Origin of the sequence: Paenibacillus sabinae T27, assembly GCF_000612505.1 — a bacterium.
Taxonomy (GTDB): Bacteria; Bacillota; Bacilli; order Paenibacillales; family Paenibacillaceae; genus Paenibacillus_AQ; species Paenibacillus_AQ sabinae.
On record NZ_CP004078.1, the window covers coordinates 3,686,613 to 3,709,410 of the forward strand.

General features: G+C 45.7%; 16 protein-coding genes and 2 pseudogenes. All 18 read right to left on the reverse strand.

What is annotated here, in order from left to right; translation table 11 throughout:
• Nucleotides 1–14: 14 nt before the first annotated feature.
• The 18 genes and pseudogenes from PSAB_RS17045 to PSAB_RS17135 all read right to left on the reverse strand — a co-directional run bounded on the left by PSAB_RS17045 (nt 15) and on the right by PSAB_RS17135 (nt 22,778).
• Nucleotides 15–1,217, reverse strand: a complete 1,203-nt coding sequence (locus PSAB_RS17045; RefSeq protein ID WP_025335801.1) for a Ger(x)C family spore germination protein — start codon at nt 1,215–1,217, stop codon at nt 15–17.
• A complete protein-coding gene (locus PSAB_RS17050; protein WP_025335802.1) occupies nt 1,207–2,748 on the reverse strand; it encodes a spore germination protein in 1,542 nt (513 codons plus the stop codon). Before PSAB_RS17050 ends, PSAB_RS17045 begins: the two co-directional genes overlap by 11 nt.
• Before the next feature lie 167 nt (nt 2,749–2,915).
• Nucleotides 2,916–4,244 (reverse strand): galactokinase, encoded by a 1,329-nt coding sequence (locus tag PSAB_RS17055; protein WP_038596002.1) that lies wholly within the window; start codon nt 4,242–4,244, stop codon nt 2,916–2,918.
• A 145-nt stretch (nt 4,245–4,389) separates the two neighbouring features.
• Nucleotides 4,390–5,316 (reverse strand): hypothetical protein, encoded by a 927-nt coding sequence (locus PSAB_RS17060; protein WP_025335804.1) that lies wholly within the window; start codon nt 5,314–5,316, stop codon nt 4,390–4,392.
• A 110-nt stretch (nt 5,317–5,426) separates the two neighbouring features.
• A complete protein-coding gene (locus PSAB_RS26585; RefSeq protein WP_025335805.1) occupies nt 5,427–5,654 on the reverse strand; it encodes a DUF6199 family natural product biosynthesis protein in 228 nt (75 codons plus the stop codon).
• A gap of 370 nt (nt 5,655–6,024) precedes the next feature.
• Nucleotides 6,025–6,428: pseudogene (gene tnpA / locus PSAB_RS17070) on the reverse strand (IS200/IS605 family transposase).
• 136 nt (nt 6,429–6,564) lie between these two features.
• A pseudogene (locus tag PSAB_RS17075) lies at nt 6,565–7,718 on the reverse strand (IS3 family transposase).
• A gap of 275 nt (nt 7,719–7,993) precedes the next feature.
• The gene (locus PSAB_RS24655) at nt 7,994–9,244 is read right to left on the reverse strand and encodes a CBM35 domain-containing protein (protein WP_158442598.1); all 1,251 of its coding nucleotides are present in this window, start codon (nt 9,242–9,244) and stop codon (nt 7,994–7,996) included.
• Nucleotides 9,245–9,328: 84 nt separating this feature from the next.
• A complete protein-coding gene (locus tag PSAB_RS17090) occupies nt 9,329–9,838 on the reverse strand; it encodes a hypothetical protein (RefSeq protein ID WP_025335808.1) in 510 nt (169 codons plus the stop codon).
• A 124-nt stretch (nt 9,839–9,962) separates the two neighbouring features.
• A complete protein-coding gene (locus PSAB_RS17095) occupies nt 9,963–10,994 on the reverse strand; it encodes a LacI family DNA-binding transcriptional regulator (protein WP_025335809.1) in 1,032 nt (343 codons plus the stop codon).
• A 23-nt stretch (nt 10,995–11,017) separates the two neighbouring features.
• Complete coding sequence (locus PSAB_RS17100) at nt 11,018–12,340, reverse strand: alpha-amylase family glycosyl hydrolase (protein ID WP_226991719.1); 1,323 nt, start codon at nt 12,338–12,340, stop codon at nt 11,018–11,020.
• Nucleotides 12,341–12,344: 4 nt separating this feature from the next.
• Nucleotides 12,345–13,238, reverse strand: a complete 894-nt coding sequence (locus PSAB_RS17105; protein WP_025335811.1) for a carbohydrate ABC transporter permease — start codon at nt 13,236–13,238, stop codon at nt 12,345–12,347.
• Nucleotides 13,239–13,251: 13 nt separating this feature from the next.
• Nucleotides 13,252–14,169 carry an ABC transporter permease gene (locus PSAB_RS17110; RefSeq protein WP_025335812.1) on the reverse strand — a complete coding sequence of 306 codons (918 nt, stop codon included), beginning with the start codon at nt 14,167–14,169 and terminating at the stop codon, nt 13,252–13,254.
• Nucleotides 14,170–14,248: 79 nt separating this feature from the next.
• Complete coding sequence (locus tag PSAB_RS17115) at nt 14,249–15,973, reverse strand: type 2 periplasmic-binding domain-containing protein (protein ID WP_038596005.1); 1,725 nt, start codon at nt 15,971–15,973, stop codon at nt 14,249–14,251.
• Between the two features lie 277 nt (nt 15,974–16,250).
• Entirely contained in the window at nt 16,251–17,897 is a 1,647-nt protein-coding gene (locus PSAB_RS17120) for an extracellular solute-binding protein (RefSeq protein ID WP_025335814.1), read from the reverse strand.
• Nucleotides 17,898–17,920: 23 nt separating this feature from the next.
• Nucleotides 17,921–19,330, reverse strand: a complete 1,410-nt coding sequence (locus PSAB_RS17125; protein ID WP_025335815.1) for a response regulator transcription factor — start codon at nt 19,328–19,330, stop codon at nt 17,921–17,923.
• Nucleotides 19,327–21,036, reverse strand: coding sequence for a sensor histidine kinase (locus tag PSAB_RS17130; protein ID WP_025335816.1), 1,710 nt, complete (start codon nt 21,034–21,036; stop codon nt 19,327–19,329). Before PSAB_RS17130 ends, PSAB_RS17125 begins: the two co-directional genes overlap by 4 nt.
• Nucleotides 21,037–21,494: 458 nt before the next feature.
• A complete protein-coding gene (locus PSAB_RS17135) occupies nt 21,495–22,778 on the reverse strand; it encodes an alpha-amylase family glycosyl hydrolase (protein WP_038596009.1) in 1,284 nt (427 codons plus the stop codon).
• Nucleotides 22,779–22,798: the final 20 nt, after the last annotated feature.

Below are 22,798 nucleotides of genomic sequence, written 5' to 3' on the forward strand. Positions count from 1 at the left end.
AGTAAATCGCTGTGCTATTCAGACGACAGGAACGGATTTAATCTCATGCCCGTATTGCGGATGAACGCTTCGACATGGATATCCAGCTCTCCTTTGGCGAATGCATGATCCCAATCCTTCCCGACTGATTTCCAACCATCGGAGTCTACTCGCTTAAGCTCATTTCCGAAATTAAAGACGTCAGTGTTCATACGCTGAGCGGCTTGAAAGGCCTGCGTCACCTCTTCTTTCGTTATTTTCTTCAGGTTATCTTCAAGCTTCCGGATCACTTCCCTATTGCTAAGCTCCAGCGTATCCTTGGTTTCAATCACAGTTCCTTCCTCCAAAATATGCACATGAAAGACGGGCACTCCATCCCGGACATCTACTTTGACTTTGGTTTCGGAAGTAAAAATATTGACGGCAGTCGACTCTTTTTTTTCTTCAGAGTCAATATTTAAAGTGGTCTCATCAATTTTGTCCAGCAGCCACAAGGTTCCTCTGGCCTCGGAACCATCCAGCCAACCGACAAGCTTACCGTCCTTTAGCACACCCAGTCCGCTCATTACGATGTTCGCCGACGACTCCGTTTGTTCAAGGTCCGATTTCTTCTTGCCTTCCTCCTTATCTCCGATGAGCCGAATACCGCTTATGGTCATGCCTCCTTCCCCGGTAAATCCGCTAATTAACTCCTTAACATTGACATACCGGTTTTCTCCCCATAAATGGGATGAGTTCTTGTTTTTTTTGGCTATTCCTATAGACGGAATGGTCTCCGCCCGCTGCAATTGCTTCATCATGGAAGCGGCATCCGTATCCCTCGATATAAGCACAGCCGAGTTAAGCCTGAGTTCATGAGACCTTTCGAAAATGTCAAATACATGATCAATTCCGCTTTCCGCCATGGACTCTCCCAAGATGACAAGCTGGGTATGAGCAAAAAAAAGCTGCCTGCTCACCTTCCTCGAGGCTTTCCTCATGGCCCCGAATAAAGTATTGTCGTTTGCCGAGTAGACCGCTATTGTAGACTGTTCCTTACCGGGTCCTGTACTCGATGAAGTAGCTGACGGATTTACAAGTTGAAATGTAACCCTGTATTCCTCTTTTCCCGGGAGCTTATCAATTCCAATACCGCTTACGATAGCAAGTTCATTCAATTCCCGACTGTTCCAACAGCTTGTGAGCAGCAGCGGCAGGCCTGAAAGAATAACCAGACAGCATATCCATTTAGCTTTCATGCTTACCCTCCCCTGATTTCGTTTCCCCGCCCTTTCCCCCGGTCCTATTCAAGAAATTCAATGGAGAACGGATAAACGTGTCTTTCTGATCCTCCGGTATAAAGGGAGCTATCGGGGACATATAAGGAGTTCCTAAGGATCGCAGACTGCATAAGTGGGCGGTAAAAATCAAGCTCATAATGGCGATGCCATAGAGCCCCATAAAGGCGGCCGCAAACATATTGATAAACCGGAGCAGACGTATGGACAGCGCCATATTATAAGCCGGGGTTGTAAAGCTGGAGATGCCCGTTAAGGAAACGGCAATAACCATGGCCGGAGAGACGATTCCGGCTTGAACAGCCGCCTGTCCCAATACCAGACCTCCGATTATGGATACCGTTTGGCCGATCGGAGAAGGCATACGAATACCGGCCTCGCGGATGATTTCAAAGGTGACCTCCATCAGCAATGCCTCGACAAAAGTAGGAAAGGGGACGCCTTCGCGTTGTGAAGCGAAATTGATCAGCAGCGGAGTAGGAATCATCTCCTGGTGAAAGGTAAGGGCCGCAACAAAGAGGGCAGGGCCGAATAATGATATAAACAAACAGATAAGCCTCAACATCCGGATCAAAGACGAGACATCATATCGCTGGTAATAGTCTTCAACCGTATGGAAAAACATAAAAAATGTTGTAGGAGCAATCAAAACGAAGGGCGTCCCGTCCACAAAAACAGCGATTCGTCCTTCCAGCAGATTTCCGGCCACGCTGTCCGGTCGCTCGGTATTATACATCGTTGGGAAAGGAGAATTCTTATTTTCTTCAATAAGCTGCTCAATATAGCCCGATTCCAAAATGGAGTCCACATGAATATTGTTCAGCTTTGTTCTGACCTCCTGAATCATGTTCTCGTTTGCAATCCCATGAACATACATAATCGCCACCTCGGTTCGTGTCACGGAACCTAAAGTTAACGTCTCTACCCATAAATCCGGATTCTTTATTCTTCTGCGCACAGCTGCAATATTCGTTCCAATCCTTTCCGTAAAAGCTTCCTTGGAACCTCGGATCGAAATCTGTGTAGCCGCTTCAGATATCGCCCTTACCTCGCCTCCGCTCGTATCTCCGCCTATAGCTTGGTTCAGACCGTCTATGAGAATCACCATATTTCCGGAAAGCAGAGCTTCGAGCAGCCCGTCCATATCCTGGATAGCCTTTTCTTTGCCCATCTCGAGCACTTTTTCTTTCATATAATTGTTAATCTTAATAACGTCTGGAGCACTCGGATATCCGCTTCCTTCAAAGGACATAGCATGTCCGATAAAATCTTCAATCACCGCCTTATCGGTAATCCCTTCTATATATACAGCTCCCACTCGAACTTGTGAATGCATCATTTGAAAGTACCGTATAATGAGGTCAGGGCTTTTGCCGAAGCATTCACTAACCTGCTTTACATTTTCATCCAGGCTGGAGGAGAGGGGAGCATTCTTTCGTTTGCCGCTGTTCACCGCTGCAGGTTTTCTTGGTTTGGTTCTCCAAATGGACATAGCCGGCACCTCCTGCCTTTACTATTCGCCGCCCCCTGTTTTTTATTCAACTTATGGAAAATATGAAGCAAAAACGGGCACCCTCCCTCTGGAAGGTACCCGTTGTCTATAAAGAAATATTAACTAAAAAACGGACCCGCCAAGCTGATGTTGGCAGGTCCGTACGATTAATTCCGTGCAGTCGCGGAAAGCGTATCGTCGCTTAAAAGAAGGTTCACATTAACTGCGCCATACTTGCGCATCCGAATGGAGTAAATGTGGTCAACGCCAAATGATTTCATATATTCGGTATACGAATCGACGAGGTCTTTGGGAAGCAGGGCCATAATAACACCGGCAAATCCGCCGCCATGTACCCGGCACGCCCCGGCGCCATTTTTCTTGATGAACAGTTCGGTAACGGCCAGGTACAGGGATACGCCCTGGGTTTCCGGGGTTAAATTGGAATAGACATTCTGCAACCATTTCCACGACGAGTTGCCGGATTCATTGACCAGCTTGAGAAATTCGTCCGGACGGCCCTCATCCAGCGCTTTAATCTGCTTATCCACCCGGTCGTTTTCCTCGAAAAAGTGCAGCGCTCTCAGAACGGCTCTGTCTCCTGCCTTTTCCCGGAGTTCCTGAAAACGGCTCAGCACATCAGCCGCGCTCAAATCGCCGAGAACCTGGGCCCCGAGCTCCTTCGCTACCGCTTTCATTTCCGAGGGAATTGAAGAATACTCCTGGCTTAGATCTGCATGATTTCCGCCTGTGGGCACAATCAGAAGCTTGTAGGCCTGGTTCACCGGCTCAAAATTCAAGTTTGTAATAACCGGGTGCTGCGCATCCTTAAAGTCTATCGAGATAAGTCCCCCGTGCCCGCAGGCGAGTTGGTCGAGCAGGCCGGATTGCTTGTCCCACTTGGTGTTCTCGGCGTATTGCCCGATTTTGGCGCAGGCTACAATATCCAGTTGATTGTCGTTGTAGAAGAAATTGAGGATCGCGCAGATCAGCATTTCAAAAGACGCCGACGAACTCACTCCGGCCGCGCTAATCACATCGCTCGTCAAACACACGTTGAAGCCGCCGATGGAATAGCCGTTTTTTTCAAACCCATTCAGAATCCCTTCAACGAGAGTGTACGTTCCGGAAGCATTCGGGTTCTCTGCTCTACGGCCCAGATCGATCGTAAAATCTTCATTATAAGTGATGCTTCTGATGCTGACCTTGTTATCCCCGGTCTTTTCAGCAACGCCTATGCAGTCCATGTTGATGCTGGCCGCGATCACTTTGCCCAAATTATGGTCGGTATGATTGCCGCTGATTTCACTACGGCCGGGCGAGCTAAACAGATAGACATCCGATCCGCCGAATCTTTGGCTATACTCATTGACTAAAGCGCTGTATCTTTCGGTTTGGCTGGAGAGCGCCTCTTGGCCATCCCCATAGAGTTCGGTCAGCCTGTCTCTGAACAACTCCGAATGGATCAACTGAAGCGTATCTGCAATGGATGGCATGTTACCGTTCCTCCTAAAGTTATTTTTCCGCTAAGGGCTTGAATCAAGATTGAACCTGACATAACTTAGGATAAGAATAACTCAGAATCGGGTGAAGTTACATGGAGAAACATTACTTTTGCATGGAATTAAATGACTATCCCGGTCAGTTGGAGCCGGCCTCAGCCGCACACCGTTCCAGGAATTGAAAAGCTTTATCTTTATTCACTGCACCCGCGGAAACCCCGGCAATCAGTTCGCCATGCTTCAAAGGCAGGGAAGACGCCAACTTGCTGTTCGTAAAATCAATTCCATAGGGATGCTCGGCTCCGTCCTTGTCGTTTAACGCTTTCCGGACATGACTATCTTTAGAGCCGGCACTAAACCACTTGGACAGCCGAGAATCATCCAGAAGCTCAAGTCCGCCTTGCTGGGCCAGCCAAGGTAGAGTATCTTTATCAAGGATCAGCACATCAGGCGTGCTCGCGGTCAATTCCGCAATGGCCTTTTGAACGTAGACCATGTCCCCGCCCCCGCCTTCCGAATTGGATGGAGGAATGTACAAGGTTGTAACCTCCACTCGGCGCCACTCGGGAAACGCCTTTAATATCGCCTCTTCCACAGGCTGTCCATTTCCCTCCAGATCATTCTCTGCCGTATAGTTGCCGATGAATATAATATTCAGATCGACCGGCGGGAGGCTGGCCTCTATTCTCTTCTTCTCCAGATAATTCTGCACACCGGCTACCCCGGCAATCAGAACCGCAACAATCGCAATGGTTACCAGCACGTGAGTCCTATACAGCCTAAAAAAATCCTCCACCCTGCCGGCCGTGCCCGCAAATCTCCCCCATTTGGCCAGGCGCTTATTTTCGGCCTCCTGAACTTCGGTTCTGGCCCAGTCGTCCAGAATCAAGCGAAAAGCCTTCGTTTCATCTTCATAGGCCTGGGAGAGCCCGGAATCGGCAGTCTCGCTTGAAGATGCAGATTTTCTGCGCTTCAGCAGGAGGTCGAACCGGCGGTTCACCTCTTCTTTGGTCACATCATCTGGCAGTCCCAAGAGCCTGTAAGCTTCTTTCACTTCATCCTTCAAGTCCGTTTCTCTCCTTTAACTAACATGACCGCCCGCATCCCGCAAGCGGCCAAAGCTAAATCTCCACATTCTATTATTTTATCATAGATTTAATGCGTTTTCATGGTGAGCTAGAATAACCGGGACCAGTAACCAACCGTTAACAAGTAAATTCCAATCACCGAAAACAATACAGCAATGATCCGGGAAAAAATAAAATACGCTCGGGGCGGTTCCTTAACAGCCTTCCAGCCTTGGGTGACCTTCCAGAAATAATACGGCCGAATAGCCGCAAAAACCGCCATTCCCGTCCAAATCAATAAAAAGGCAGTATAAAACCAAATAAAAGCGTATGGCATTCCGTTCACTCTCCTTACATTGTTTGGATAAAGAGTCCTTCAAATCCTAAAAACAAGCTTAAATCCTTTGGGAGATCATGTAAATGATTATCGGTCTGAAACAGCAAAAACCTCCTTCGCAGACATCTGACTAATCAGATACCGCAAAGGAGGGATAATAGGTTCTTATAATGAATCCTGTGCAGTACATTTAGGCACCCAGGATTCTTAGCTCTTGCTAAAAATCAGCACCACCCGTCTAACGGGTGGTTTGCTCTGCGGCTATAAGCCTTTGTCACCGGCTAGCGTCTAAAGGCGCTGGCTTTCACTTTGTTCAAGCTACTATGCCTTTGCCTCTTTTGCTACCCCTGAAGGGGTGCCTGATTACCGGCTACCCCTTAAAGGGGTTTTCGTACTCTCTCACACTCAGTTTATCCAGCGCAATATCTCGTGACTTTCCTGCTCCTGGATATACTTTTTAATCGTTGCCTCGTTGAGTCCTACCGTGCTTACATAATATCCTTCCGCCCAAAAATGACGATTCCCATACTTGTACTTCAAATTTGCATGCTTATCAAAAATCATCAGCGCACTTTTCCCTTTCAGGTATCCCATAAAAATCGAGACGCTCATTTTCGGTAGAATACTTACCAGAATGTGAATATGATTCGGTATGAGGTGACCTTCGATAATCTCTACTCCTTTGTATCCGCACAGTAGCTTCAGAATATCGCGAATACTTTCCTTGTATTGATTGTAGATTACCTTTCGTCTATACTTTGGGGTGAATACGATATGGTATTTGCACTTTCATTTGGTATGTGCCATACCGTCTCTGGCTTGTGCCACAAAAATCACCTTCTCCTTTCGTTAGACATAGTAGCTTGAACTGTACCTCTGTCAATAAAGTAGACACTTAGAATCGAGAAAATTACGCTGCCTTGAGGAGAACACGCTCGTACTCATTGGGCGAGCAGAAGCCCACAGCTGAATGGATTCGTTTTCCATTGTAGAAGCATGTGATGTACTCGAAAATCGCTTTTCGGGCCTGTTCTCGCGTCTTAAATTTATTCAGATAAATGAGTTCTTTCTTTAAAACACTATGAAAGGACTCGATGCAGGCGTTATCGTAACAGTTCCCTTTGCGGCTCATGCTTCCCTTCATCCCGTACGTGTCGAGGCGGGCTTGGTAGTCATGCGAAGCATATTGGCTGCCGCGGTCCGAGTGGTGAAGTACCTGGCCTTTAGGTGGACGCCGCTGCTGAACCGCGCGGTCAAGCGCCTGAATGACAAGTTCCTTGGTCATCCGGCTGTCCATATAGAAGCCGACAATTTTGCGGCTGTACAGGTCCATGACGCTTGCCGAATAGAGCCAGCCCTCATCGGTGGCGATATAGGTAATATCCGAAACCCAGGTCTGGTTCGGTGCTGCTGGCTTGAATTTTCGGTCTAGTACGTTGTCAAATACAGGCAGATTATGGTTGGAATTCGTCGTTGCCTTGTGTTTTCGGACCGTACGCGACTTGAGTCCGAGTGCCTGCATGATTCACATCACGGTTTTTTCGGACACTGGAACCCCCTCTTTTCGGAGCACTTCCGTAATTTTGGGGCTCCCGTATAAACGGCGTGAATCTAGGAAGATTCGGCGAATGCGCCGTTCTAAATGCTTCCGGCGGTGTTCCCGTTTACTCGGTTTACGTCGTGTCCATTTATAGTAGCCGCTTCGTGAAACTTGAAACGCATCGCACATCTTCGAGACCCGGCACTTGAAGCGGTGATCATGAATAAAGGTATAGATCAGCGCCGGTCTTTGGCGAAGTAGTGCATCGCCTTTTTTAAAATCTCGTTCTCCTCTTCCAGATCGCGGATTCGTTTCTGCAAGTCTCGTGTAGCCTTGTCCTCCGACTTCAACTGACCGCTGCCGGGAAAGGCTTGCTGACCGTCCTTCTTGTACTCGGCCATCCAACGGTACAGGGTGTTGTTGCTGATTCCCAATTCCCGGGCGACCTGCGCCACCGGCTTGCCCTCTTCCTGAATCATCTGAACCGTCTGCAGTTTGAAGTCTTTGTCATACTTTTTATTCATGATTGACACCTCGAATTTTGATGAGTTTATTCTATCGCATTCTCGGTTCTCGGTGTCTACTTTTTAGTCTAACAGCAGTTTGGCATCCTTAATCCTCATTTCTTCTTATGTTGGATAATGTTCTTCAGCTATTGTGCCTGTCTACTCAATATTATAAGAATTGATCATTTTAATTCCTGCCATGAGAGTTACTTTATGCTGCAACATTTGTTACTAGATTACATACAAAAGAGAGACTGAGGGCTATGACCTCAGTCTCTCTTCTATACCATTTGCTATTGTGTCAGTGTAATATCGTCAATTTGGAGAGAATAAGTTGCGTTGGCATCGAAATAAAAACCGATATCCAATTGTCCGTTCGTAACTGTTACAGTCCTAGAAATCGTCTGATAGGCGCTGTTTGAGGAAATATCCGCATTGATTTGCGTTCCACCGAAGCCGCTAAGCTCCATACGGGCTATATTGGGTGCTGCGCCGGTATTATTGGTCAACTTAACCGCAGCGCTGATGGTATAAGTTCCATTAGGTACCGTTACAGCTTGATGGACGCTTTCTTTAAAAGGAATGGTGCCATTATAGAAATACAGCTTGTAGCTCCCGCTTTTTACATCGCTCGTATTGACGCCATAGGAAGCTTCCTGTCCTGTCGGATGCCATTCTGTCCAATTCGCGATACTTCCGGTCTCGAATCCACCGTTAAGAATAGGTGTTCCATTATTCAATTCAATATAGTCCAGATTGAATCCGCCGGTATCACCAGCATTTCTGGAAATGGTAATCAGGTTTAGTCCTTGTGCCAGCGTTACCGTCTTGTTCACCGTTCCCCATTGATCCCAATTCGTCATAGTCGGGAGAGAGAATGAGCCCGAGGAGAGCGTTGCATTGTTCACATTGCTAACCTTGTAACTTCCGGTACTTGCGCTGCCGGTAGCATTTGCATAACGGATGCCCAGATTATAGGTACCAGCCTTATCAGCATTCACACCAATAACGACATTCGCACCAGCTGTTTCTGCTCCCAGCCGGTCCACAAATCCTTCGCCCGAACGGCCCGTGTGGTCATTATTGAAATGAGCGCCTGCGCGGAACGTACCTACTTCGGCTTCGTACCGGTTGACGGTAGCATCCGATTTCTTCGGCGATATCCGGATCATACTTACATCATGCGGGTTCAGCGTGACGCTGTAACTTGTCTTCAGGCCCAGATCGGTGTGCTGCCAAACATCATGAACATTGCCGCCACTACTTAGGCCCAGAATGCCGGCAAAATCAATTGACTGTGTCTTTGCGCTATCCGACCGGTTGAATAGGGCGACTACCCAATCCCCGTTTGCCGTTTGGCCGATCCAGCGTTCCGAATCCCGGCTGCCTGTATCCGGCTGTCCACTGACCGCAGGCTCAAACGGATTACCGTTATAGAAGATCGGCTTGCCTACGAACCCTTCCTGCTTGAGGCTGAGGATCTCAGGATTGGTATAGTAAGACAAATTGCTACCGATCGTATCATATTGGTCCGCAACAGCCAAAGGTGATCCTGCCATCGTGAATAAGGATACGGCAGTTCTCTTCTCATTATCGGCATAAGTACCGGTGAATCCGTGCATGCATGACTAGGCTGATCTCCATATCATCGCCGGCAGCCTCAGAGATCCATTGCAGCGCGGTAGCATATTCACCTTTTTGCTTGTATCATCCACAGCGGACTGCGCCACCCACAGCGGATTATAATAGACCCCCATATCCAGGCCTTTTGAATTGGCATAATTGGCCCAATAGGACCAATCATGTGCCCATCCATCGTTATACTTCAGCAGATACCCGTTGGTGTTGGTAAGCGTGGAACCACCCAACCAGCCATCCGTTGTGACCATATTATAGCCGTACGGGAGCAGGGTGCTTGCTACCCAATCAACATTTGATTTCCATCTTGCCTCTGAAATCGGTGCATCCGTGGTATACGATTGTTCGTATGCGGTCCAGTACTGCGGATAAAGAGTCGTGCCCTTTCTAGTGCTTAAACTATCCCTTGCAAATACCTGGCTTGGCAGAAACATTGCTATTAACAAAACTGTAAGACCTAGTGAAAAACCTGTCTTTATTTTGTTGCTTGTCTTCTTCATTCTGCTCCTCCTCGTATTGTTCTGGTAATACCTGTCCCTTCCAATACCGATTATAGGCAATAAAAAGCTCTTTTCCTGCCAAGCACGTTACTTCCATATAAAAGATTTGTTACCTTTTTTTGATTTAAATTCTGGCTTTAACGGAAGATTCTCGAACGATAAGCCGGTGAGGGACAATTTGTTTATGCATCTCACTGCTGCGATTACCTGGAAGCTTAAGGCTGCGGATTAATATTTGGGATGCGGTATAGCCTTGAAAATACATATCCATATCAATGCTGCTGATTGGAGGGCTTGACAGTTCCACCAGCTGGATATTGTTAAAGCTGACAAGCGCCAGATCGTCGGGTACCCTGTAGCCTAGTTCTTTAAGGCTCCGCAGCAAACCGAACGAAATCAGATCATCCACGACAACAAGTGCTGTCGGACGTTCAGAAAGGCTCATATACGCCGACATCGCCCGGTAACCGCTATCCCTCAAGACCTGTCCTTCCAGCACCCAATCCGGACACACCCTAAGTTCACTTTCCCTCATCGCATTGCGGTACCCTTCCAGCCGGTCAGCGGAAACAATCAACTCCCTAGGACCGCTGATAAAGCCGATTCTTGTATGGCCCATAGAAATTAAATGCCTGGTGGCATCGTAAGCCGCTGTTACATTGTTCGTCTGGACAGAAAGAATATCATCATACTGGTTGCTCCGCCCAACAAGAACAAAGGGATACCCGCCCGTCTTCAAAAATTCGACCACAGCATCTTCTTTGCGGGAACACAGAAGAATCGCACCGTCGACCTGCCGCCCCCTCAAAAGTCGGGATACCGCTTCCTTTTCCTCTGTTTCATTTGCTCCGGAACTAATAATGACATCATAGCCCGAATCCCTGGCTTGCTTGACAATTCCGCGGATCATCTCTATGTAGAAGGAATTTGAGAACGATTCCTCCGAAATTTGCGGGAGGACCACACAGATGCTTCCAGTAGTTTTGGAGACCAGATTCTTCGCTACAAGGTTCGGCTGGAAGTTCATTTCCTCCATAACTCTCCTGACTCGTTTAACGGTTTCCTTAGGGGTTGCCGGATGGCCCGATAAGACCCTGGACACAGTTGCGGAGGAGACACCGGCTCTTTTTGCCACATCCTTGATTTTGTAAACCATAATAGTCACCTTTAGTCCCTGGGCTAGGCTTCAAAAATAACAGGCCGTCCTTGAATGCGGATTCTGCCGGAATCCGCTTCAACAGATTGACCATCCAGCAAATTGAGATAATTTCCATTGGGAATTGAAACTTTAACATTGCTGATTTCACTGTTTAACGGAAAAATACCGACCAGCAGTTGACCTTCCTGCTCATAAGTACCGACAACGGTCTCGCTGTTCCGACTTACCTCCAGGAAGTAATTCCCTTCAGCCACAATCTTTTTCTTCTTAATAGAATACAGACGCTGTAGCAGCAGGCTTATATCATAATTGGTGTTCCAATCTACTTTATCGTAATCAAACAGGCTCGGGGCATGTTCATTTTCCCTTTCCTGCCCGGCGTAGATTAGCATAACTCCTTTTTGGAAATAGGCGAACGCCGTCCAGTTAATCAGATCACTTCGATTGCTGAATTTGAACTTTGCCCTTTCCTGATCGTGATTCTCCAGGTATCGGAGCTTGATATAATTTGCCGGATAGATGCAGTCCTGCAAATTCAGCGCATCGACATAAGTACTAAGGGGGATCATGCCGGTTCTATATTTCGTTTTCAAATCTTCCACATCATAGTCGTAAGTGATATCGAATGCCTGATACACTTCATTATCCGACAGCGCCGTGAAATTCCGGCTACGCAGATCCCGGACAAACTCTGGATAGACGGATTCCGCCAGCCAAATGCATCCGGGTCGGATCCTTTCAACTGCCTCCCTCGCCTGAATCCAGAATTCTAGCGGTACCAGGGAAGCCACATCACAGCGAAATCCGTCGACAATCTCCGCCCACATGCATAGAGTCTCAATTAGATAATCCCAGAGCCGCTTATTTCCGTAATCCAGATCCACCACATCTGACCAATCGCCCACTTTGTTTCCCCTGTTGCCGTCCTCCTGCTTATAAAAGAATTCTGGATGATGCTCCGTCAACCATGAATCCGGTGAGGTATGATTGTAGACCACATCAATCATGCATTTCATGTCCCGCTTGTGGATTTCCTCCACCAGATGGATAAACTCTTCTTTTGTGCCGTATTCAGGATTAACCTCCCGGTAATTCTGAATGGCATACGGAGAGCCCTGCCTGCCCTTTCTGCTCTCCTTTCCGATAGGGTGAATGGGCAGCAGCCACAGAATATCTGCTCCGAGTGCCTGGATGCGGTCTAGGTCTCCCTCGAGCGCCTGAAAGGTTCCTGCTTCCGTATGGTTTCTTACAAAAACTGAATAGATCACTTGATTTCTTAGAGCAATATCAGATTGACCAGCCATAATTGCACTCCCCTTTATTCCGATTATTTTATTTTTCAATAAATTATTCTTTAACCGATCCTACAACAATGCCTGTGATGAAGTATTTTTGCAAAGCAGGATAGATCAGCAGCAATGGAATAACGGCAACCACAATTTTCGCCGCATTCAAATTCCGGTTGGAGACCTCCGTGGCGTTCGCCAGCGTTCCTGCACTGACGCCTGATTTCAACATATCCGCAATACTGACATTCAAAGCCTGGATGTAGGTCATTAGTGGATAGTTACTGACTTTAGTCATATAAATTAACCCGCCAAAAAAGTCATTCCAGCTCCCCACGATACTGAACAGCGCGACAGTAGCCAGGGATGGGACCGAGATGGGAATAAATACTCTCAGCAAAACCTGCAGCTGGCCCGCTCCGTCAATCACTGCCGCTTCCTCTAAAGCTTTGGGCACGCCAATGAAAAAGTTCATCACTAAAATCACGCTGAAGATCGGTACCGCTGCCGGAAGCACAAGAGCCCATACCGTATTCAGCAGATGCAACTCCTTCACAATAAGATAACTGGGAATCATACCACCGCTAAAAAGCATGGCAAAGATGATAATATTCATGTATATATTTCTGCCCTTGAATTCTTTACTTGACTTAGACAGCGGATAGGCCATCAAGATAATTAGAACCATATTCAGAATAAGCGTCAGAACAACTCGGAGTACGGATATTCCGAAAGACCGCCAGAACTGGCTGTCTTCAATAATTCGTCGGTAGGCCGCTGTCGTAAATTTGACAGGAAGCAGTCCAACAGCGTTCGCGGATACCGCATCGCTGCTACTGAAGGAGATAGCGACTATATTCCACAGGGGAAGCAGACAAATCAGGGCCAATAAGATGACGACGGCATAAATGATAAAGCGGCCTAAGCGGCCTTTAAAGCCTGCATATTGTACCATAGCTTCAAGCCTCCTAGAATATTTTCCGGTCCGTATATTTTTTCGCCAGAGCGTTGGCGGACAGTAATAGAACGATGCCTATCACTGATTTAAATAAGCCCACGGCTGTACCAAAGCTGTACTGCCGCCCCACTAAACCGATTCGATATACATAGGTATCCAGGATATCCCCTGTTTCATAAACAATCGGATTATACAAGTTGTAGATCTGGTCAAACCCTGCACTTAAGATATTGGTAAGACTCATGACACCCATTAAAAGGATGATCGGAAGCATGCCTGGCAGAGTGATATGCCAGATTCTTCTCCACCAGCTTGCACCGTCAATACCGGCTGCTTCATGGAGTCCCGGATCAATGCTTGTGATTGCAGCCAGGTAGACAATCGAGCTATACCCGAATTCCTTCCATACATCTGTGCCAATGATTAACGGCTGGAACCATGTATTGCTTCCAAGAAAATTGATTTTGTCGAGTCCCATGAAAGACATCATCTGATTTACGCTTCCATCCAGGTTGAACATATTGATCACTACGGAAGCGAGGACAACCCAGGAAAGAAAGTGCGGTAAATATACAATGGTTTGAACATATTTTTTCAGAAACTTTACCCGGATTTCATTTAAGAGAATGGAAAAAACAATCGCCATTAAGGTCCCCAAAAGAATTTTGCCCAGGGCAATTACCAGAGTGTTGCTGATAACCTGAGCAATATCCGGCAGCTGGAACATATACCTGAAATGCTTCAGCCCTACAAATTTGGAATGGAACATACCTTTTGCCGGAATATAGTTCTGAAATGCCATTATTATGCCTGCCATCGGAATATAACTGAAGACCAGAAGAAACAGCATTCCCGGAAGCATCATTAAGTGGTATACACTTCCATTGCCCGTTAACCGTTTAGTTTTTTTACTTGGTAGTTGCTTCATATTCGGCTCCTTCCAAAAGAAGAAACGGGTGTGTCGTCCCCTCAGGACGGCACACGTTTCACTTTTCTTTTTTCAGCTTTTATTGTTGTTCTGCCTGGATTTCTTTCGTAATCTGATCTCCGCCCTGACTCTTCCAATTCTTCACGAAAGTATCAAAATAGCTGAGAGGCTCCGCCCCCGTGATAATTTTGATAAAGCTTTCTTGTTCGAGCTTGGCAAGATTGGCCCAGGATTGCTTCATACTCTCGGTGGACCCAGAGAAAGCAGGGGTGGTCCAGTTAAATTTATTGTCCTTCGTTAGTTTATCAATCAGGCTAACGCCCTTCATCCGCGAATGATATTTCGACCAATCTGCAACATCTGCTTTATCCGGATCTGCCATGTAATTTTTTACATTTTCAATAACATTTTTAGATTCTGTAGTCCGCACTTCATCCATACTGATCTCGTCCTTGGCACCGCGCGAGATATCCGAATAATCATCCAGCAAGGAGGTAGCCGAGAGTACTTCAATGTTGAAGGGTCTGGCGGAGCCGTCTACAGCATCCTTCTGATACTTTGCAACTTCAGGCATGGTCGTCTCGACATTTTTATCATTGGCCAACGTGTCATAGAAAAGATTAAGTATTTTAATCGCTAATTCTGGATGTTCATAACCCTTTCTTACCACGATGAATTGCCCGTTTGGGTTAGCATGGGCTACATTCACTTTGCCGTTCGCATCTTCAAGCGCATAAGCTGAGAAGACAGCCTTGCTGTCCATTTGCTTGACTGCGCTTAAGCCCCAGTCTGGAATATGCCAAGGTCCAAAGAGAATCCCCGTCTGTCCGTTCGTAAGAAGAGCCGTGATCTCATCCCAAGTTCTTGTTCCAAACTGCGGATCAATAATGCCTTTCTTAAACCAGTCCGCCATGATTCCCAATGCCTCTTTTGTACCTTCCGTAGTGGAACCATATACAATATTGCCATCCTCTCCTTTCAGCCAATATTGAGGGAAGGCATTATAGATCCCCGCTATTGCGGACATTGTATGCGAAGAGCTACCATAGTCTGCTGAATTCAAATAATTTACAAACGGAATTCCTACTGGCTTGCCTGTATGCCCAGGGTCTTTATCCACAAATGCCTTGGCAGTCGCCTCTAGTTCATCCAGGGTAATGCCACCGCTTCCATCACTATCAAGCTTGATACCAAGCGTATCCAGCCAATCCTGACGAACCCAAATCATAGCAGGTGCAGAGTCAACAGATGTTGCCGGAAGAGCCATTAAACGGCCATCAACACTTGCATTTCCAAGCGCTCTCCCCTCAAAAGAATCATAGATTTTCTTAATATTATCAGTAGCATATTGGTCATACACGTCGGTCAAATCCTCAATCAGATCATTATCTACCAATTCTTGTAGTTCAGATTTGGAATTAATACGCATCATATCCGGCAGTTCCCCGGAAGCGATTGCAAGAGAAACCTGTCTGTCATAGGCTTCATCCTTGCTTTCAAATGTATCCTTAATCGTTACATTTAATTTGTCTTTTACCAATCGTGTATACGCATTGTTCTCATACGTATCGCCCTCCGGTAGTTTGGGGTTCGAGGTTGTAACCCGGCCCATGCTCACGGTTATACCATCCTTATAGGCACCGAGCGGATCTGCTGTCGCTGCCGCTTCAGCATTATTCCCCTTATTCTGTTCGTTAGTTGAAGTGGCGTTATCGGATGAATTGCTGCATGCCACCATAGAAACTACCATTGCCGCAGAAATGGATAAGACTCCAAGGTGCTTAAACAAGTCTTTGCTTTTCATAAGTTCGTCCCCTTTTATTATCGTTTAGTACCTCTTGATTATAAGAGAAGGAATAGAGAAGGCAGGATAGAGGTAATACCCTTGATAGGTTAGAGAAATGAGCACAAATTGCAGTCTCAAAAGGGCAGGAACACGAACACTTCAGCCATCTGTCCCCCTTCTTACTGTGCATATCTCTAACTTTACAAGTCTGATAAAATTAAAAAAGTCGCTAAACACTGTCAACGCCTTGTGTTTGCGACATTTTTAGAATTTCCTTTTAGTTTTTAATCTGCCCTCATTGCAAGCTTTGGGCAACCTCATTTGTGATTTTTTCGCCCCCCTGTTCTTTCCACATCTGTACGAACTGATCAAAGGATTCAATAGACGCAGAACCTAGAATGATTTTTAAGAAGGCTTCATTCTCCATTTTGGATAATGTCCTCCAAGCTTTTTCGGCCGTTACAGAACGTGTATAAGTCAGACTTTCTATTCTGTTAAGATTTGGATCTGAAAAGTTTCTGCCGCCAACAAGCAGGGAATATGCACGCATGAAACTTTCATCACCCTGATTCCAATATTGGATATCGAGTTTAGTATAAGGCTCCAGTTTGGCCTTTTTAATGGAAAGCACGCTGTTTCTAAGCAGCTTATACTCAGGCCTATCCATAAAATCCTCCGGTTGCTTGCTGCCCGCGAGTATTTGCTGCACTGCCTCAGCTTCATAGGCAGCCTCATCCACCGGAGCAAAAAAGTTGCGGATCAGCATGAATTCATTTCCGTATTCCGGCTCATCTCTGAAATAAAGATTATTCATCTTAATTGCAGCCTCCGGATGCGCATACCCTTTGCGTACAACCAGAAATGAGTCGGAAGGGTTGGAGACCTTAATGTTATACTTCCCGTCTGCATCAAGAGGCAGAGCGTAGGCCTGCCAGTTGGCTCTCGGGTCATTTTCCCAGGCGCTTGGCAAGGGCCAATATCCTCCATAGAAACCTTCAAAAAACATTCCTGCTTTTCCGTTAACCACAACTTCTTCAGCTGCTTTACGGGTTCCCAATTGGGGGTCAATCAAACCCTTGGCGTACATGTCACTCAGCAGGGCCAGAGCATTTTTTGTTTCCGGCAGGGTGGAACCATAAACCGGCATGCCATCCGCTCCTTTTAGCCAATATCCGGGATACGCACCAAAAGCAGAAAAAAGGGGTGTTAAATCAAAGGCAAATGAACCGCCATTAAAATCATTATATAACCCTGTATTTGCGGCTAAGCCAATGGTGTCCGCTTTGCCGTTCGCATCCGGGTCCTGTTCCACAAACGCTTTTGCTACCTGTTCCAGTTCACTTATCGATCTAGGAGGTGCCAGTCCAAGCTTGTCCAACCAATCCTGACGAATCCACAGCATGCTGAAATCTTCCGTTGCAACAGATGGAACAGCCATCATCTTTCCGTTAAAGGTAACTTGATCCATAGCAAGTCCCTTGGTACTATCAATAATTTTCTTTATTTCGGGCGAAGCAAACGTATTGTACACCTCTGTCAAATCCTCAAGCTCGCCCGCTTTCACCATCTGATTAAGCTGTTCACGGCCCACGATCTCTGCATCTGGCAGATCATTGCTGGCAATGGCCAAGTCTATCTTCTGGTCAAAGTTCTCCTTGGAGACCATCCAGGCAATCTTAAGCTCTATGTTGAGCTTCTCCTTCATCGCGGTTCTCCAAGGATTGTTTCCGAGCGTATTTCCTTGAACTGACCTCATGCTGGGGTCTACAGTATATCCCAAAGAAATAGTAACCGGTTCAGAGTACTTAGCAAAGGGAAGTGCTACCGAAGTTTGTTTCGGGTTTTCATTTGAAGCCTGTTGATCCGATGGATGCGGATGATTGAAGCATGCTGTCAGTATGAATATGGAAACGGCAAGAACCGTTGCGACCTTCCTTATCATCGCTCTCCCTCTTTTCGGTTCATCTAACTCTGTGGCGCATTTCGGTTGGCCTGCCGATATTCACTTGGAAGCATACCGGTAAGTTCGCGGAACGTCCTGCTGAAATATTTTTCATCGGCATATCCGGTCTGTTCGGCAATCCATGCCACATTATGTTTCGTGTTAAGCAAGTATTCCTTGGCTTTTTCAATTCGGATTGAGCGGGAATATTCATTGAAGGTCTTGCCCATCAAATCTTTGAAACATTGACTGAAATAATTTCGACTGATATTAAAACGCAGGGACAATTCCGCGGCGGTAAATGCTTGATTCATTTCGCTGCGCATAATCAATACAGCTTTTCTTACACAATCGACAATCTCCGGTGAATAAACCGTGCGTTCGGCCGCTTTTCGAATCGTCTCCCGAGTCTGATCCATCCATTGCCTAACCTGATGCCAGGAATGGAAGTTGTGGATCATAGCAATTTTACCTATCTTCGTGTATGCAAATAAATGATTCCATTCCATCACCAGAGAGTAGAGCACGCCCATCAGCTGGCTTTTATTTAGTCTGGCAGACTTAAGATCCAGTAGAAGCTGCTCATAAACAGTATCATTATAGGACCACGGGGCGGAAATCCAAATCTCCTTGATCTTGTTTACATCTTCATCCTTCGTTTCTGCCGGCTGCTTAATATCCTCTGTCATAGAAACCGAAACGAAGGGACGATCCGGAGAGTACTCGTAAAACAATACTTTTGTATAGTCCAGAATCCATGTCTGAATTTCTTTCCAGGTCAAGTTATAAATATCCTGCAGAACGAGCAGTGATCCTTCTGGCACCGCAGGTACAAGCTCGGACAGCTTCGCACCTAATTCATCAGATTTACTCTTTGGAGCGGCCCAGAGCATACAATTGCGTTCGACCTCTAATTGTACTTCTTCCAGATGCAGTTCAAATTCATCGGCCCAGCACTGGTGTGATTCATGGTCCATGGACTGCAGCACAAAGGCCTGTTCATAGCGAGTGTTCACATCATCCAAATGGATCTTTTTCCGATTCAGTTCCATCATATTCTGCATACGGTCCGTTATCCGCCCAAGAACCTCTTCGAACTGCTCCTTCTCTAGCTGTACTTTGGCGATATAGTCAATGGCACCAAGCCTAAGCGCTTCTTGAATGTAGTCGAAATCCTGATGCAGCGTCAATACAACGATATGGAGGCGGGGATAACGCTGCCTGGCATGTCTCATCAGTTCAATTCCTGACATTACCGGCATCCCCAAATCGGTCAACAGCAAGTCAACCTGCTGAGTTTCCATAAACTCCAAAGCTTTTCCTCCGTTGCCGGCTTCACCTACAACCTGCATTCCAAATTCATTCCAGGGCATTGCTGAGATTAGCCCTTTGCGGACTAACTTGTCGTCATCGACGATTAGAACGTTGATCATGTTGAAACCTCCTCTCCAGCAATGGGCAAAATAAGTAAAACCTTTGTTCCCTTACCCATTTCACTTTTTATTTCTAGCTTTGCCCTGTTTCCGTACTGGGCCTTTAACATTCGGTTCACATAATTGACGCCGATTCCCATTCCAACTTTTCCTTGCTCCACCGTCCGGTTATTCAGAAGGTTTTGAATCGTTTCCTCTGACATCCCTGCTCCATTGTCTTGAATCGAAATTTGAATATCGTCATCGAGTTTGACTTCAATTTGAATATAACCCTCATCGCTCAACCCATGATAAAGTGAATTTTCAACCAAGGGCTGCAGTATAAAGCGGGGCACCGGAATTTGGAGTACCTTCTCGTCCAAAGAAATACGGACATCAAATTCAAAATCATACCGGATTTGCTGCAAAATCAAATATTGCCGAAGCGCATCAATTTCTTCCCTCATGGTTGAAACCTGTCCTAATTTCCCCAGATTGTAATACAATAATTTATTCAAGGATTGGACCAGCCGGTCGATCTCATCCTGTCCGTTCATGACAGCAAGCCAGTGCACAGTATTCAGTGTGTTCATTAAAAAGTGGGGATTGATCTGATATAGAAGCTTCTCGACCTCGAGATCTATCCGGTTCTTCTCTTTTTGCTCTACTTCCTTGAACAAAAACCCGATTTGTTTGCCCATGTCCGAAAATTCATTCAGCAAAAGATCGAACTCCGGAATCCGGGTATAGGTTTGCCGCTTGACCAACTGGGGATTCTGCGACATCCAATGAATCTCTGCATGAAAAAGGTTCAGCGGACGGTAGACCATCTTCCAAAGCAGCCAGGCTAGCAGCAGAGTTAAAGCAAGGAAAAACAAGGCGACCAACAGAATCTGTAAGAGCCACTGATTTTTTTCGTGTTGATAATCCGATTGGGTAATAACCGAAACGACACTCCAATCCTGATCCGAACGCGCCCTGAACCAATGATACCCGTGGAATTCCCCTTCCATTTGACCGCTTGACAGGTCTGGAATTTCAGTTCCTTTCCCAAAAATTTGCGAAATTTCGCTGTAAGCAATTTGACCGCTTCCATCCAAAATAAGATGGGACAATGCACCGTCGTACTGATCATTTTCAAGAATATTCTGAGTGAGATTAAGACCGCTTTCAACGTAGATGTACACATCATCCCGGTTCGGCAGCTCCACCTTCCGGAGTGCGGAAAGAACAAGCTGATCGTCATATTGGTTCATACTCTCATGGGGGCCAAAGTAAGAAATCCCATACGAGCGGGAAAGCACCGGTAGAGACGCAGGTGAGAAGTGATCCTTGACAGGGAAGTTTTCAAACTCGCTTTCACCGCTATCTTGAAAATAATATAGGACTAATCCTATATTCGGGTTGGTGAAGGTAACAACATTCAGCTCACTCATTAACTCATTTCTGGATTCCATGCGTTGAAATTGATTCTGATTAGACTGCAATACCTCATCCAGCTGTTTCCCAATCGTGCCTCCGTAAGATAATTGCTGCGTAATATGATTTAAGTTAGTTATCGAATTTTGTAGGGAGAACGTCACTTGTTTTAAATTGCTTTTGATCCCATTATCGATTTTATTCACAAAAATAGAATCTATCGTATAATAGGAAATGATAAAAATACTTAAAAAAGGAGCCAGTGAGCTAAATAAAAACAGCAAGAAAATTCTTCTTTTTAAAGTCATTCGTTTGTTGCTCCCTCTGCCTTTTTTGGAAATTAAATATAAATGGCCATATGAAAAAAGCCTTGCCCGAAAAGCGGCTTAGGTTCGCTTAAAGGACAACGCCATTTTAACTTCGAACTTAATCTTCAAGCACTTTCTTTTAACAAATGACTATATTTGAATCTGTATATTGCTCCTAACTATAAAACCGATATCATCATAGTGTCAACATTCAATTTGCCCTGGAAAGCTCTTTTTTCAACATTATAAATGTTTGATGTTTTTTCGCCTGCCATAATTGTTACTTTCCCCAGCAAATAATTGTTACAGCTTCTGCATAGATATTTTGAGATTTCAAAATGTTTTTCACAAAAAAATCTCGGCTTGCGACCCAGAATTCCATTATGGGAACTCGTATATAGGTACAAGCCGAGATAGGAAATACTCATAGCTATATTCGTGTATTCAGACCTTCATTTTTAGAGTTCAATAATGATAGGCTTTCCTTCCGAGAGCAGTTTTCCCTCTTTAACAAAGACGTTACTTCCATCCACTAAATTCTGATATGAACCGTCCGGAAGACCGGTTTCAACCTCTGCTGTTTTGCTTTTCACACTAAATACACCCATCATTTTATGCTCATTCAAGGTATAGGTTCCTACGAGGATATCTTCTTCATCCAGTGCAGTGACATGGTAGCTGCCTTTCGCGACAATTTCTTTTTTCTTTATCGGATAGAGTGATTTAAGAAGTGCCGAGATATCTTTGCCAGTATTCCAGTTCACAGTATCCTTATTGAACAAATCCGGACGAAAATCATTTTCAGTTTCTTGTCCGGCATAGATCAGCGTCATTCCCTTCTGAAAATAAATGAAAGCAGTCCAGTTAATTAGATCATTATCATCCTGTATGATTTCCTTGGCTCTCGCTTGGTCGTGATTCTCCAGATAGCGCAGCTTGACATAGTTATCGGGATAAATGTACTCCTGCATGTTAATTTTCTCCGCATAATAGCTTAGCTTATAATCCCCTGTCAGATAACCTCTGAAATATTTATGGATATCGTAGTCGTAACATATATCAAACGCCTGGAAAATTTCAGAGTCCGACAGGTTAATCATTCCCTTTGCCCGTAGATCAATAATAAATTCTGGCTCCACCGACTCACTAAGCCACAAACAATCTGCCCTGACCTTTCCTACTTCTTCACGAGCGCGGAGCCAAAAATCTAGCGGCAACAGCGGTGCCACATCACACCTAAAGCCATCCACAATTCCAGCCCACATCTTCAGAGTTTCAATCTGATATTCCCATAATCCGGCCTGATTATAATCCAGATCTACAATGTCATCCCATTCGCCGACACGGTTACCCATTGTGCCATCCGGCTTTTTAAAGAAATATTCAGGATGATTAACTGCCAGCCAGGAATCAGGTGAAGTATGATTGTACACCACATCGATAATACACTTCATTCCTTTATCATGAATGGCCTCTACAAGCCCTTTAAAATCTTCCAGCGTACCGAACTCAGGGTTGATCTTGCGGTAATCTCGGTTGGCATATGGGCTGCCCAGTTCACCTTTGCGCGCTTTTTCTCCGGTAGGATGAACAGGGAGCAGCCAAACAATGTCCACTCCAAGTTCTTTGATTCTGTCCAGATCATTCTCTACTGCCTTGAATGTTCCTTCTTCGCTGTGATTGCGGACATAAACTGAATACATAACTTGATTACGCAATGATTTTTGTGTATCCTTTGCCATTTTCTCCACTCCTATTTCTT